Origin of the sequence: Cryobacterium luteum (genome assembly GCF_900110125.1) — a bacterium.
GTDB lineage: Bacteria > Actinomycetota > Actinomycetes > Actinomycetales > Microbacteriaceae > Cryobacterium > Cryobacterium luteum.
Window position 1 is genome coordinate 316,343 of the sequence record NZ_FOCN01000002.1, and the last position, 14,381, is coordinate 330,723.

General features: G+C 67.5%; 9 protein-coding genes. 6 read left to right on the forward strand and 3 right to left on the reverse strand.

Annotation, left to right across the window (positions count from 1 at the left end):
* Positions 1 to 9: 9 nt before the first annotated feature.
* On the forward strand, positions 10 to 1,872 hold the full coding sequence (locus BMW72_RS03755; RefSeq protein ID WP_092107385.1) for an ABC transporter ATP-binding protein: 1,863 nt from the start codon (positions 10 to 12) through the stop codon (positions 1,870 to 1,872).
* Positions 1,869 to 3,674 (forward strand): ABC transporter ATP-binding protein, encoded by a 1,806-nt coding sequence (locus BMW72_RS03760; protein ID WP_092107387.1) that lies wholly within the window; start codon positions 1,869 to 1,871, stop codon positions 3,672 to 3,674. Before BMW72_RS03755 ends, BMW72_RS03760 begins: the two co-directional genes overlap by 4 nt.
* A 257-nt stretch (positions 3,675 to 3,931) precedes the next feature.
* Here BMW72_RS03760 and BMW72_RS03765 read toward each other — a convergent pair whose 3' ends face one another.
* Positions 3,932 to 4,282 carry a cupin domain-containing protein gene (locus BMW72_RS03765; protein WP_092107389.1) on the reverse strand — a complete coding sequence of 117 codons (351 nt, stop codon included), beginning with the start codon at positions 4,280 to 4,282 and terminating at the stop codon, positions 3,932 to 3,934.
* A 174-nt stretch (positions 4,283 to 4,456) separates the two neighbouring features.
* Between BMW72_RS03765 and BMW72_RS03770 the strand changes: the two genes are divergently transcribed.
* Positions 4,457 to 6,061, forward strand: a complete 1,605-nt coding sequence (locus tag BMW72_RS03770; protein ID WP_198416336.1) for a DUF4389 domain-containing protein — start codon at positions 4,457 to 4,459, stop codon at positions 6,059 to 6,061.
* Positions 6,062 to 6,178: 117 nt separating this feature from the next.
* On the opposite strand, the gene BMW72_RS03775 is transcribed toward BMW72_RS03770, so the two are convergent.
* The gene (locus BMW72_RS03775; protein ID WP_422386310.1) at positions 6,179 to 6,496 is read right to left on the reverse strand and encodes an MGMT family protein; all 318 of its coding nucleotides are present in this window, start codon (positions 6,494 to 6,496) and stop codon (positions 6,179 to 6,181) included.
* A gap of 8 nt (positions 6,497 to 6,504) precedes the next feature.
* Positions 6,505 to 6,957, reverse strand: coding sequence for a GNAT family N-acetyltransferase (locus tag BMW72_RS03780; RefSeq protein WP_092107393.1), 453 nt, complete (start codon positions 6,955 to 6,957; stop codon positions 6,505 to 6,507).
* A gap of 158 nt (positions 6,958 to 7,115) precedes the next feature.
* On the opposite strand from BMW72_RS03780, the gene BMW72_RS03785 reads away from it, so the two are divergent.
* The 3 genes from BMW72_RS03785 (at position 7,116) to BMW72_RS03795 (ending at position 14,354) form a co-directional block, all read left to right on the forward strand.
* Positions 7,116 to 8,330, forward strand: coding sequence for an NADP-dependent isocitrate dehydrogenase (locus tag BMW72_RS03785; protein WP_092107621.1), 1,215 nt, complete (start codon positions 7,116 to 7,118; stop codon positions 8,328 to 8,330).
* Positions 8,331 to 8,487: 157 nt separating this feature from the next.
* Complete coding sequence (locus tag BMW72_RS03790; RefSeq protein ID WP_092107395.1) at positions 8,488 to 10,395, forward strand: heavy metal translocating P-type ATPase; 1,908 nt, start codon at positions 8,488 to 8,490, stop codon at positions 10,393 to 10,395.
* Positions 10,396 to 10,637: 242 nt separating this feature from the next.
* Positions 10,638 to 14,354 carry a S8 family serine peptidase gene (locus tag BMW72_RS03795; RefSeq protein ID WP_241983943.1) on the forward strand — a complete coding sequence of 1,239 codons (3,717 nt, stop codon included), beginning with the start codon at positions 10,638 to 10,640 and terminating at the stop codon, positions 14,352 to 14,354.
* The last annotated feature ends 27 nt before the right edge of the window (positions 14,355 to 14,381 follow it).

A 14,381-nucleotide genomic window follows, 5' to 3' on the forward strand; every position in this document is an offset into this window, starting at 1 on the left:
ACTGGAACAATGACCCCCACCGCCCCACCGGCCGCGACGCCTCCCCCCGACAGCACGACGGCACGCCGCACGACCTTCCGCAGCCTGCAACGGCTCTATCCCTACGCCAAACCGGCCCTGCCGCGCCTGTACCTCGGCATGGTCGCCGCGCTGCTCGCCGGCCTCGTGGCGCTGGCCATCCCGCAGGTGCTGGCCTGGCTCGTCGACGGACCGCTCAGCGGCGTGGGCGGCGGCGACAGCGCCGCCCAGATCTGGCCGGCCGTGTGGATCGTGCTCACCCTCGGCGTCGTTGAGGCGATCATGATCGCCCTGCGCCGCTGGTTCGTGCTCACCCCCGGCACCCACATCGAGGCGCGCATGCGCAACCACCTCTACGCCCGGTTGCAGGACCTGCCGGTGAGTTTTCATGACCGCTGGCCGAGCGGCCAGCTGCTCTCCCGCGCCGTGAGCGACCTCAACCTCATTCGCCGCTGGGTGTCGTTCGGCCTCGTGCTGCTCGTCGTCAACTTTCTCACCATCGTCGTGGGTGTCGTCATTCTGCTCTGGATGCACTGGCTGCTCGGCGTGATCTTCGTGGTCTGCTCGATTCCCATCTGGATCTACGGCTACGTCTTCGAGGAGAAGTACTCGGTGATCGCCCGGCGCAGCCAGGACCAGGCTGGCGACCTCGCGACCGCGGTCGAGGAGTCCGTGCACGGGATCCGCGTGCTCAAGGCCTTCGGTCGCGGCTCGTTCGCGCTGAAGAACTTCGCCTCGCAGGCGGAGAGCCTGCGCGGCACCGAGATCGAGAAGGCGCGGGCCATCGCCGGAATCTGGCTGTGGCTGCTGCTCGTTCCCGACGTTGCCTTCGCGCTCTGCCTCGTCACCGGCGTCTGGCTCACCAGTCAGGGCGACCTGAGCGTCGGCGAGCTGCTGGCGTTCTTCGCGACGGCGACCGTGCTGCGGTTTCCGGTGGAGTCGATCGGGTTTCTGCTGTCGATGACCTTCGACGCGCGCACCGCAACCGACCGATTCTTCGACATTCTCGACACCCCGAACGAGATCACCGACCCCGCCCACCCGGCCACGCTGACCGCGCCGCTCGGCCGGCTCGCGTTCGACAACGTGCACTTTCGCTACCCGGACTCGCCCGAGCGTTTTCCCGACCTGCTCGACGGCATCGACCTCGTGCTCGAACCCGGCGAGACCATGGCGCTCGTCGGCCTCACCGGCTCGGGTAAGTCCACCCTGACGGCCCTGACCACCCGTCTCTATGACGTGACGGCCGGCGCGGTGACCCTCGACGGTGTCGACGTGCGGGCGCTCAATCGTGAGGAGCTGCGCCGCCACCTGGCGATGGCGTTCGAGGATGCAACGCTGTTCTCGGCATCCGTTCGCGACAACGTTCTGCTCGGTCGCGCCGATCTGGCCGAAGCCAGCCCCGAAGCGGATGCCGCGCTCGCGCAGGCCCTGCAGATCGCGCAGGCCGGCTTCGTGCACGACCTGCCGCTCGGCGTCGATACCCTCGTCGGAGAGGAGGGGATGAGTCTGTCCGGCGGTCAGCGGCAGCGTCTCGCGCTGGCCCGAGCGGTCGCCGCGCGGCCATCCGTTCTCATTTTGGATGACCCGCTGTCGGCGCTCGACGTGAACACCGAATCGCTCGTGGAGAACGCGCTGCGCGAGGTGCTCGTGCACACCACGGCGCTCATCGTGGCGCACCGCCCGTCAACGGTCATGCTCGCCGACCGGGTGGCGCTGCTCGAAAATGGGCGCATCACCGCCGTCGGCACGCACTCCGAGCTGCTGCGCACCAGCCCGCACTACACCTTCGTCATCTCCAGCCTGGAAGACGAAGAACGCCGAGAGTCAATCCGAACAGAGGAAGCACTGTGAGCGTCACCGGTGTCGAGGGCGAAGAACGCCACGATTTCACCCAGGCCGAAAGCAAGCAGATTCGGGCGCGCTCGTTGCGGCTGCTCGGCTCGCTGCTGCTGCCGGTGCGCGGCAAGGTCGTGCTCGCCATGCTCGTGGTCGTCGTCTCGACCGCCGCGCAGGTGGCCGGCCCGGCGCTCATCGCCTTCGGCATCGACCGCGGCCTGCCCGCCCTGCTCGAACAAGACTGGATGCCGCTCGCCGCGACCGGCGTGATCTACCTCGTCGCCGGGGTGTCGGGTGCGCTGCTGATCGCCTGGTATACCGTGCTGAGCGCCCGGGTGAGCCAAACCGTGCTGATCGACCTACGCAAGCGGGTGTTCCTGCACACGCAGAAGCTCAGCCTGGAATTTCACGAGTCGTACACCTCGGGCCGCATCATCTCCCGCCAGACCAGTGACCTCGACGCCATTCGGGAACTGCTCGACTCGGGTATCAACCAGCTCGTGCAGGGCATTCTCTACATGTCGTTCACCGCTTTGGCCCTCGTGCTGCTCGACGGCACCAGCGGACTCGTGCTGCTCGGCGCCCTGCTGCCGCTCTTCATTCTCACCCGCTGGTTCCAGGTGCGGTCGCAAAGCCTGTTCCGGCAGTCGCGGGTCGCATCGGCGAGCCTCATCGTGCGCTTCGTCGAGACCATGACCGGTATTCGCGCCGTCAAGGCGTTTCGCACCGAGAAGCACAACGAGAGCGTGTTCGGCGCGCTCGTGGAAAGCTACCGTCGGGTCAACGCCCGCGTGATCCAGCTGTTCGGGGTGTTCGACCCCGGACTGGTGCTGATCGGCAACGTCACGGTCGCCGTCGTGCTGCTGGTCGGCGGTTTTCGGGTGGCCGACGGTCAGCTCGCCATCGGCGCGCTGCTCGCAACGCTGCTCTACACCCGCCGATTCTTCGATCCGATGGAGGAGATGGCGATGTTCTACAACTCCTACCAGTCGGCCGCTGCGGCTCTTGAGAAGATCTCGGGCGTGCTCGAGGAACGCCCGGGCGTGCCCGATCCGGTCGCCCCGGTCGACCTCTGGGAAGCGCGCGGGCGGGTGCGCTTCGACAATGTGCAGTTCGCCTATCAGGCCGATCGGGAGATTCTGCCGCACGTCGACCTCGACATTCCGGCCGGGCAGACCATTGCCCTGGTCGGGTCGACCGGAGCCGGCAAGTCCACCCTCGCCAAGCTCATGAGCCGGTTCTACGACCCGACGGACGGCCGGGTGCGGCTCGACGAGGTGGATCTGCGCGACCTGCACCCCAAGGACCTGCGCCGGGCGATCGTCATGGTCACCCAGGAGGCCTACCTGTTCAGCGGCTCGGTCGCCGAGAACATCGCGATCGGCAAACCGGATGCCTCGGCGCACGAGATCCGCGCCGCCGCGGCCGCCGTCGGTGCCCACGACTTCATCGAGAGCCTGCCCAACGGGTACGACACCGATGTGAACAAGCGGGGCGGGCGGGTGTCGGCGGGGCAACGGCAGCTGATCTCGTTTGCGCGCGCTTTTCTCGCCAACCCGGCCGTGCTCATCCTCGATGAGGCTACGTCGTCGCTGGATATTCCGAGCGAACGGCTCGTGCAGGAGGCGCTGCAGACGCTGCTCGCCGACCGCACGGCCGTGATCATCGCGCACCGCCTGTCGACCGTCGCGATTGCCGACCGCGTGCTCGTGATGGAACACGGCCGCATCGTGGAGGACGGCACCCCGAATGAGCTCATCTCCGGAACGGGCCGTTTCGCGACCATGCACGCCGCCTGGCGCGAGTCACTCGTCTAGGTCTGGGGCTGGGTCTGGGTCTGGGTCTGGCGGGCGGCGCTGGGGTTTTGCCGCAGCGCGGGACCTGCGCCGGTGCGCGCGAACTCCGGCAGCGGGCATCCGCTTGACTGTGTGGGTCGGCGCGGGAGTCGAGCCGGTGCGCGGGACCTGGGATGTGGCCAGACCTCCCGCGCCACGCGACACGCTGGACCTGCGCCAATGCAAGCGAGTTGCGACTCCCGCGCAGTGGCGCACGTCCCGCGGCACTGTGAAACGACTTAGGGGACAGGGCCAAGGGGCTCGGATGGGCCGGGGGTGACCGGGATCGGGGTGGGCTCTTTGAGCTCCACGAAGATGGTGTGCGTGGCTGTCTCGCCGATGTTCGCCCCGGAATGTTCCTGGGCGGGGAGCCACCGCGCGACGCCTTCGGGCAGTTCGACGTCGACCGATCGGCCGCCGGTCGCGAGCCGCCGGGTGAAGGCGGTCAGGGTGAACATGACACTGTCAGGGTGCCGATGGGGCGTGGTCTCATCGCCGGGCCGGTCGAGGTATTCGAGCACCCGCACCCGATCGTTCTCGAAGATCACTCGATAGAACTGCGGGTTGGTACGGACCGGATCGCTCTGCATGCCAGCACGGTAGCACCGGGCCGGCCGCCTGCACAGGCGCCGGGCGGGTCCCTCGCTTTAAGACCCCGCGACTTATCGGGTCTTTGGTCACTAGTGCGATCGGGGGAGGTGCGGGATGCTGGAGGCGCGCGTGTGGTCCTTCCACATGCACCGCACCAGAAAGGCTGCCAGACGATGAGCAGTATCACGCCACCCAACCCGACTTCCCCCCACCCGACTCCCCCCAACCAAACCCCGCCCGGTCAAACCCCGCGCTCACGCTCGGGAGCGCGACCCGGAGCGATCATCATGCTCGTGCTGGGCACGGTGCTGGGCCTGGTCGGCGCCGGCATGCTCACGGGCGGAACGGCGCTCGCCGTTGTGACGGCCTCCCAGCAGGACGACGGCTACTTCACCTCGCCGGCGGAGACCTTCGCTGTCGATTCCTATGCGATCACCACGCCGAAGCTCGATGTCGGAATGGACTTCGGCGTGCCGACCGGGGTCGGATTCGACCTCGCCACCGTGCGCCTGCAGGCAACCGCGGTCGACTCCGATCGGGACGTGTTCATCGGCATCGCACCGCGCGCCGACGTCGACGCGTATCTCGCTGACGTGAACCACAGCGAACTGCGCGAGGTGGAGAGTCGGCCGTTTCGGGACGACTACCTGAACGTTCCCGGAACTCAAACGCCGGGCGCTCCCACCGACGAGAGTTTTTGGACCGAATCTGCCTCGGGCGCCGGCACGCAGGAGATCATCTGGAAGCCCGCTGCGGGAAACTGGTCTGTTGTCGTCATGAACGCCGACGCGAGCGAAGGAGTCGCGGTGAACCTTGCCGCCGGTGTGCACACCGACCTGCTCGGTCCGATCGCGGTGGGACTTCTCGTGGGTGGCGGCATCCTCTTTCTGATCGGTGTCTTACTGGTCGTCGCCGGAGCCATCGGCCTCGGCCGTAACCTCGCCCCGGCGCCGCGCACGCCCGGTATTGCGGTCGCGTCACCGCAGCCGCCGGCCTTTGGCCGAGTGGATGCGACCGGCCCGGTCACCCCGCCGCTGGCGGCGGCGGTAGCGCCGGCATCCGTTGGGGCGGATGCGTCATTGAAACCGATCTCGCCGGCAACGCTGACCGGTCATCTCGACCCCGTGCTCTCGCGCGGCCTGTGGCTGATCAAGTGGCTGCTGGCCGTTCCGCACTTCGTGCTGCTGGCCTGCCTGTGGTTCGCGTTCCTGGTCACCACGATCGTGGCGGCGTTTGCCATCTTATTCACCGGTCGCTACCCGCGCTCGATCTTTCACTTCAATGTGGGAGTGCTTCGCTGGAGCTGGCGGGTGTCCTTCTACGCCTATTCCGCTCTCGGCACCGACCGCTACCCGCCGTTCACGCTCGCGCGCACCGACTACCCGGCGGACTTCGACGTCGAGTATCCCGAGCGGCTGTCGCGCGGGCTCGTGCTCGTGAAGAGCTGGCTGCTCGCCATCCCGCACCTCGTGCTGCTCACGGTGCTCGTCGGCGGCATGTCGACCTGGGCCGACCCGTGGCGCGGCGATGACGGAGCCGGTATCGGCGGAACCGACGAGGTCTCGCTGCTGGGACTGCTCGTCGTGGTCGCCGGGGTCATTCTGCTGTTCACCGGCCGGTATCAGCGGCCGCTGTTCAATTTCATCATGGGCGTCAACCGCTGGGTCTTTCGTGTCATCACCTACACGGCGTTGCTGCGCGACGACTACCCGCCGTTCCGGCTGGACCAGGGCCCGACCGAACCGGCTCCTGAATCGGTTGGAGCGCCCCAGGGCTGACCCGCCGAGGCCGGTCGAAACGCTGCGTCGGTGCCGGGCCCTTTGGCCCGGCGCCGTCAAGCGGGCGGCGGCGTAGTCACTCTGCGAGGTTCGCGGCATCCGTTTGCGTGGACTTCGTCAGGCGGGCGGTGACCAGTGGGCGGCGGCGTAGTCGATCCGGTAGGCGGCATCCGTTTGCGTGGCGAGCAACGGCGTATTCTCGGCGCGATAGTGCGGCAGCGCCTGGGCCTCATGCCCGCTCGGCGGATGCCCGCCGGCGCGAATGACCCTCCACCAGGCGACGTCGGAACCGTAGCGGGCCATTACCTGCCCGACGGCGCGGGCCGCGAGGGAACCGAGCTGCGCGGCCACGCCGCCGTAGGTCATCACGCGCCCCGGTGGGATCGATTCGACGACGCCGAGCACCCGGGACACGAAGTCGTCGGGCTCGTTCACCGGAACGATTAGAGCTTCAGGGAGCCGATGACCTCGCCGTACTGGGTTTCGCCGACATCGACGAAACCGAGTCGGTGGAAGAAGGCCTCGGGGCCGTCGGCGCCGGGCTCCCAGATGACGTTGACGTGGTCGAAACCACGGTCGCGGGCTTCGGCGGCCAGCGCTTCGGCGGCGAACTTGCCGACACCCTGCCCCTGCGTCTCGGCGTTGACGTTGATGCGCCAGATGCAGGCCCGAAACTCTTCGTGTTCGGAGGTGGGGTCGAAGTTGCCGTGGATGAAACCAGCGACGACGCCGTCGAGAAGTACCACGCGCTGCCACGACGTGGCCGGGTTGATCACCGACGCGGCGACCGAGTACGAGACCGGTGCGATGAATTGCTCCTGGCCCGGCTTGAGGCTCAGGTTGTTGGCCGCAACGATGTTACGTGCGGATAATTCTTCCAGCGTCAGCTCACCCATGTCTTCAGGCTAACGTGCGCCCGAGGTCGCCGGTAGTCGAGTACCGCTTCGACACCCGCAATTCACGTGGGAATTTATCTCGATGTCAAGACAGTTGCGGGCTTCTAGTAAGCTTGACGATGGTCGTGACGGCCACACTGAGTAAAGAGGAGAAATTTTTGTCGAAGATCAAGGTTGAGGGAACAGTTGTCGAGCTCGATGGCGACGAGATGACCCGCATCATCTGGCACGCCATCAAGGAAACGCTCATTCACCCGTACCTCGATATTGACCTCGAGTACTACGACCTCTCGATTCAGAAGCGCGACGAAACCAACGACCAGGTCACGATCGACGCCGCCCATGCCATCCAGAAGCACGGCGTCGGCGTGAAGTGCGCGACCATCACGCCCGACGAAGCTCGGGTGGAAGAGTTCGGCCTCAAGAAGATGTGGCTCTCGCCGAACGGCACCATTCGCAACATCCTCGGCGGCACCATCTTTCGCGAGCCGATCGTCATCTCCAACATCCCGCGCCTGGTTCCGGGCTGGAACAAGCCGATCATCATCAGCCGCCACGCCTACGGCGACCAGTACAAGGCCACCAACTTTCGGTTCAAGGGCAAGGGCACGCTCAGCATGACCTTCACCCCGCAGGACGGCAGCGAGCCCTCGACGTTCGAGGTGTTCGAAGCTCCCGGCGACGGCGTGGCCATGGGCATGTACAACCTCGACTCGTCGATCACCGACTTCGCCCGCGCTACCCTGGCCTACGGCCTCGAGCGTAACGTGCCCGTCTTCCTCTCGACCAAGAACACCATCCTCAAGGCCTACGACGGTCGGTTCAAGGACATCTTTCAGGACATCTTCGACGCCGAGTTCAAGACCGCCTACGAGGCGGCTGGCCTCAGCTACGAGCACCGCCTCATCGACGACATGGTCGCTTCGGCCATGAAGTGGGAGGGCGGCTACCTCTGGGCCTGCAAGAACTATGACGGCGACGTTCAGTCCGACACCGTCGCCCAGGGCTTCGGCTCGCTCGGCCTCATGACCAGCGTGCTCTCCACCCCCGACGGCAAGATTGTCGAAGCTGAGGCCGCCCACGGTACCGTGACGCGTCACTATCGCCAGCATCAGCTCGGCAAGCCCACCTCGACCAACCCGATCGCGTCGATCTACGCCTGGACCCGCGGCCTGTCACACCGCGCGAAGCTTGACAACAACCCGGCCCTGGCGGAGTTCGCGCTGACCCTCGAAGACGTCGTCATCAAGACCGTGGAAAGCGGCAAGATGACCAAGGACCTCGCGCTGCTGGTCGGCCCCGACCAGGGCTACCAGACCACCGAAGAGTTCCTCGCCTCGCTCGCCGAGAACTTGCAGACCCGCCTGGCATAACCCGCACCAGCCGTACCACGAAGGCCCCGACCGCACCTGGTCGGGGCCTTCGCGCGTTCATGAGCGGATGCCGGTGCGGCTCGGCGTGCACCCGCCCGGGCGAGCCTGCGCTCGAGGCCGACTGGCGACCGGGGCGCGCAGGGACCAGACTCAGTCCATGACCCGCATCCCGGCCTTCGCCCTGAGGTATCCCGTTGTTTCAACGACGATCGTCGTCGGGGTGCTCGGCCTGGCCCTGGTGGCCGTCGATGCGGCATCGATGGTGCGATGGCTGTTCAGCGGTTACGGGCTCGTCGTGGCCCTGATCGAATTCGTCGGGATGCTGCGTCGGCTGCGCCGCGGCAGCCTGGGCATCGACCTACTCGCGATCATCGCGATCGTGGCGACTGTTCTCGTCGGCGAATACGTGGCGACCCTGCTCATCGTGCTCATGCTCGCCGGCGGGGCGGCCCTCGAAGACTTCGCCGCCGGACGTGCAGCGCGGGAACTCGACGCGCTGCTGAAACGTGCCCCCCAGATTGCGCATCGGCTCGACCCCGACTCGGGTGAGGCCACGGATGTGGCCGCCACCGAGGTGCGCGTGGGGGATCTGCTGCTCGTGCGTCCCTCCGAGATCGTGCCCGTCGACGGGCAGTTGCACAGTGACAGCGCCGCGTTCGACGAATCCTCGCTCACCGGCGAGAGCCTTCCGGTGGAACGAGCAGTCGGTGACGGGGTGCTCAGCGGTTCGATCAACGGGCAGGTCGCCGCGACGATCGTCGCGACGGCGACCGCCGCGAACAGCCAGTACCAGCAGATCATCGCCCTGGTGGACGAAGCGTCGAAAAGCAAAGCCCCGGTGGTGCGCCTCGCCGACCGCTACGCCGTGCCGTTCACCGTCGGCTCGCTCGCCCTCGCCGGCTTGGCCTGGGCGCTCTCCGGCGACCCGGTGCGGTTCGCCGAGGTGCTCGTGGTGGCGACACCGTGCCCGCTGCTGCTGGCCGCCCCGGTCGCGTTCATGGGCGGAATGAGTCGCGCCGCCCGCAACGGCATCATCGTGAAGGGCGCGGGCGTGCTCGAAGCGCTGTCCCGGGCCAGGACGGTCGTCTTCGACAAAACCGGAACGCTCACTTACGGTACGCCGGCGATCACCGAGGTGCGCCCCGAAGCCGGCTTCACCGCCGACGAACTGCTGACCCTCGCGGCGTCAGCCGAGCAGTATTCCAGTCACGTGCTGGCGGCATCCGTCATTGGGGCCGCCCACGAGCGCGGCCTGACGCTGCACACGGCGGACTCGGCGAGCGAGGCCGCGACCTTCGGCGTCGAGGCCCGGTTCGGAGACGGCACGGTACGGGTCGGTAAGCTCACCTTCATCACCGACGAAGCAGCTGATGCCACGGCCACCCACCTCGCCGGCGGCGAGCTGGCCATGTACGTCGCCGTGGACGGGCGGTTCGCGGGCAGTATCGTGGCGAGCGATCGGGTGCGCGCCAACGCCCGCCAGAGCGTCGCCGATCTCGCCCGGCTGGGGGTGCGGGAGAATCTCATGCTCACCGGCGACGCGCGCGCCACCGCCCAGCACGTGGCCGGCCAGGTCGGCATCGTGCACGTGCGGGCAGACTGCCTGCCGAGCGACAAGGTCGAGGCGGTGCGAGCGCTCACCCGGCGGCCGGTGATCATGGTCGGTGACGGGGTCAACGACGCTCCCGTGCTGGCCGTCGCCGACGTGGGCATCGCAATGGGAGCGAAGGGGGCGACGGCCGCAAGCGAATCGGCCGACGCGGTCATTCTGCTCGACGATATCTCCCGCGTCGTCAGTGCCGTGCGCATCGGGAAAGACACCGTACGGGTGGCTCTGCACAGCATTTGGCTCGGCATCATGCTGAGTGTCGTGCTGATGGTCGTGGCCGCATTCGGCCTGATTCCGGCAACCGCGGGGGCGATCAGCCAGGAGGTCGTGGACCTCGTGACAATTCTGAATGCGCTGCGGGCGATCGGGGGCCGGCGGGACCGGGCGGCGGCACGGCGGGCGCCGGTCTCCGCGCCGCCGACCCCGGCCGCATCGGCGGCGGCGGTCGCCCCCTGACGGTGCGGTAGCCGGGCCGGGAGGTGGGCGCGCGCCGCGGCATCCGTTTTCAGAGTGGATACTGCCGCGCGCGTTTGCGCGTGACCGCCCGCGGACCACGACGTTGGTACCTGCGGAATGCCCCTATCCGGGGGGCGGCGCGCGCGCTACGGTCACGAGCGGACTGTCCCGCGCATCGGGGCAGCGAAGCGTTCCCGTTCAGGAACGAGACCACCTCGCACCCTTATCGGATTGGACACCACGTGAGTTCCTTCTTCAGGCGCACGATGTCGGCGCCGGATTCAGCGCTGAACCCGGCGCCGACATCCCGTACGCGCCGCCGCGCCACAATCGCGGCCACCGTCACCCTCGCCCTGGTGGGCGCTTCTGTACTGGTCGGCGGAACCGTTCCCGCCGGCGCACTGACACCGCAGGCTGCCTCTGCCGCTGCGACCGGCCTGGCCGGCGGTATCAGCGCGCCCGACGGCACCCGCATGGACTTCACCGCCGGCCGCTACATCGTGACCCTCAGTGACGAGGCTGTTGCGCTGTATCAGGGCGGAATCAACGGTTTCTCGGCGACGATGCCGGGCGCCGGAGCCAAGCTGGACGCCCAAAGCCGCTCGGCCGAGACCTACACGGACTACCTCACCCGGGTGCACCAGGAGGTGGCAGCATCCGTCGATGCGACCGTGGGGTATTCTTACACGCTCGCCGTCAACGGGTTCGCCGCGCAGCTGACCGCGAAACAGGCTGCTGCGCTCGCCGTGAAGAAGAATGTGGTGTCGGTCGTCCCCGACGCCCTCCGCCACGTGACAGCCGAGTCGTCGACCGACTATCTGCGGCTGAGCGGGCCGACCGGACTGTGGTCCAAGTTGGGCGGAGCGAGCGGGGCGGGAAAGGGCGTGGTGATCGGCGTTCTGGACACCGGTATCGCCCCGGAGAACGCATCTTTTGCCGGCTCCGCTCTTGGCACGACGCCGGGCGACGAGCCGTGGCTCGATGGTGACACGATCACCATGAACAAGGCCGACGGAACGACCTTCACCGGAACCTGCCAGACCGGAGAACAGTTCAGAGCCGATGCCTGCAGCACCAAGGTGATCGGAGCTCGATACTTTCTCGACGGGTTCGGCGCCGACCAGATCGGTGACGCGTCCACCGGGGAATATGTCTCCCCACGCGACGGTGACGGCCATGGTTCGCACACCGCGAGCACCGCCGGCGGCAACGTCGACGTTGCCGCGAACGTGAACGGCGTCGACTTCGGCGTCATTTCGGGTGTCGCTCCGGCCGCTAAAATCGCCGCCTACAAGGTGTGTTGGTCCGGCCCCGACAATTCGGTCACGACCGATGACGGCTGCACGGACACCGATATTCTGCGAGCCATCGACCAGGCCATCTCCGATGGCGTCGACGTGATCAACTACTCGATCGGCGGCGGCCCGGCCCAGACCACGTTCTCACCGACCGACCAGGCCTTCCTCGGCGCGGCGGCAGCCGGCATCTTCGTGGCCGCTTCGGCCGGCAATGCCGGACCCGAGGAGTCAACTCTCGACAACGCGTCACCGTGGATCACGACGGTCGCGGCGACGACCATCCCGTCGTATGAGGCGACGGCCACCCTGGGCGACGGCTCGCAGTACGCCGGTGCCTCGATCACGGTCGACCGCACGCCGGGAACCACCCCGCTCTCCGATGATCTGGTGCGAGCCGACCTCGTCTCGGTTGACGGCTTCGACCCGGCCGACGCGCTGCTGTGCGCACCGGATTCACTCGACCCGGCCAAGGTAGCTGGCGGCATCGTCTTTTGCCAGCGCGGTGTCTACGACCGGGTAGCCAAGTCGGCCGAGGTTCTGCGGGCGGGAGGCAGCGGAATGCTGCTGGTCAACCGCACACCGGCCGACGTCGACACCGACGAACACTCGGTGCCGAGCATCCACCTCGACGCTCCCGCCTTCGACCCGGTCTTCGCCTACGCGGCAACGGATGGCGCGACGGTCACGTTCACGCCAGACAACACCACCGCCGAGCAGACTCCGGTGCCCCAGGTTGCCGGATTCTCCTCCCGCGGGCCGGTGACCGCCGACGGCGGCGACCTGCTCAAGCCCGATATCGCCGCCCCGGGTGTCAGTATTTTGGCCGACGGCCCGAATGCGCAAGGCGCCGACCCGACGTTCGAATTTCTGTCGGGTACCTCCATGGCCAGCCCGCACATCGCCGGGCTTGCCGCGCTGATTCTGGGCTTCCGGCCGCTCGCGACCCCGTCCGAGATTAAATCGGTCATGATGACGACCGCGAAAGACACGGTCGACGCCAATGGTGACCGGGTGACCGACCCGTTCGCACAGGGGGCCGGGCAGGTCAATCCCTCGTCCTTCGACTATCCGGGACTGGTTTACCAGAGCGGCCCCGTCGACTGGCTGGCCTACCTGCAGGGAATCGGGTTCGATGCCGGCGTGGAGCCGATCGACGCGAGCAACCTCAACCTGCCGTCGATTCAGATCGGAGCCCTGACCGCGCCTGAGACGATCACCCGCACGGTCACCGCCGTTCGGGAGGGTACCTACACCGCCACCCCGATCGAGATTCCCGGCATCGACGCCGTCGTCTCCCCGGCCGAGATGACGTTCGCTGCGGTCGGCGAGCAGCAGAGTTACACGGTGACCTTCACCCGAACGGATGCCCCGCTCGACGTCTACGCGACCGGCTCGCTGGACTGGGGCTTCGGCAACGGCGGTTCGGGTGACCCCGGTGACTTCTTCGACGTGGTGCACAGCCCGATCGCCGTTCGTCCGGTCACCGTCGTCGCCCCGACCGAGGTGGACGGCGCCGGCGTGGACGGCACGGTCGATGTGACCGTAGCGCCCGGTGGCTCGGATCCGGTGGCGCTGAACCTCAGCGGCCTCGCCAACGGGGTGCACCAGAACAACGCCGACGACCCGCTCGACCCGCGCACCGGTGCGGGTACGACCGGCGATCAGTTCGCCTACGAGGTCGAGATCCAGGGAGGCCGGCTGGCCCGGTTCGACCTGGACGCCGTCGATGATTCAACCGACCTCGACCTGTTCGTGTTCCTCCTTGACGGCGCCGGTGGTGACCCGGTTGCCGGCTGGCAGTCGGCCACCGGTTCAGCCGACGAGCGCGTCGACCTTTCCGACCCCGAGGCCGGTTTCTATCAGGTTGTCGTGGACGTGTTCAACGGTACGACCGCGTTCGACGTGAACACCTTCTCGGTTGCGTCGGGGGAGCCCACGAATGGATTCACGGCGACTCCGCCGGCGATTCAGGGGCCGCAGGGCGTTCCGATCACCTACACGCTGAGCTGGGCGGGCCTCCTGCCGAACACGCCGTACCTCGGTGTGGTCGACTACGGCGACAGTGCCGCGTCGACGATTCTCGCCATCGCCGCGAGCGAAGGCGGCGAAACGGATGCCCCGGTGAACACGGTGGCACCCAGCATCTCCGGCACCCCGGAGATCGGGTCGCTGCTGACGGCTGATCCCGGCCAGTGGAACACCGATGGCCTCGCCTTCGGCTACCAGTGGCAGAGCGACAGCGTCGACATTTCCGGTGCCACCTCGGCAAACTTCACGCCGACCAGGGCGCTCGCCGGAACCACGCTGACCGTGGTGGTGACCGCCACGGCAACAGGCGGGCCGAGTGCCACGGCGACGTCGGCTGGGCTCAGGGTGAAGTACCCCGCGAGGGTAGTGGTGAATCTCAACCATCGGGTCGTTCTCTCCTCCAGCCGGGTCACCGTGTCCGTCACCGTGACCAGCAAGGGTGAAGTCGGCGACTCGGCCACCGTGACCGTCGACAAGCGCAGCTTCAGGGTGGCGCTCGATGCGAACGGGCACGGCAGTGTGACACTGCCCAAGCTCGGTCGTGGCCTGTACAAGGTGGTCGGGCACTACGGCGGGAACGACGCGGTCGCGGCCGCGAACAGCGCCGCGCGGGCGCTGCTGATCGTGCGGTAGCCCCGCGCGCTCTGCCTGAACCCGGGC

Bases quoted from the DNA above. Each gene is read 5' to 3' on its own strand.
- BMW72_RS03790 (WP_092107395.1), top strand. From the start codon at position 8,488: ATGACCCGCATCCCGGCCTTCGCCCTGAGGTATCCCGTTGTTTCAACG.
- BMW72_RS03770 (WP_198416336.1), top strand. From the start codon at position 4,457: ATGAGCAGTATCACGCCACCCAACCCGACTTCCCCCCACCCGACTCCC.
- BMW72_RS03780 (WP_092107393.1), bottom strand. From the start codon at position 6,957: ATGGGTGAGCTGACGCTGGAAGAATTATCCGCACGTAACATCGTTGCG.
- BMW72_RS03765 (WP_092107389.1), bottom strand. From the start codon at position 4,282: ATGCAGAGCGATCCGGTCCGTACCAACCCGCAGTTCTATCGAGTGATC.
- BMW72_RS03755 (WP_092107385.1), top strand. From the start codon at position 10: ATGACCCCCACCGCCCCACCGGCCGCGACGCCTCCCCCCGACAGCACG.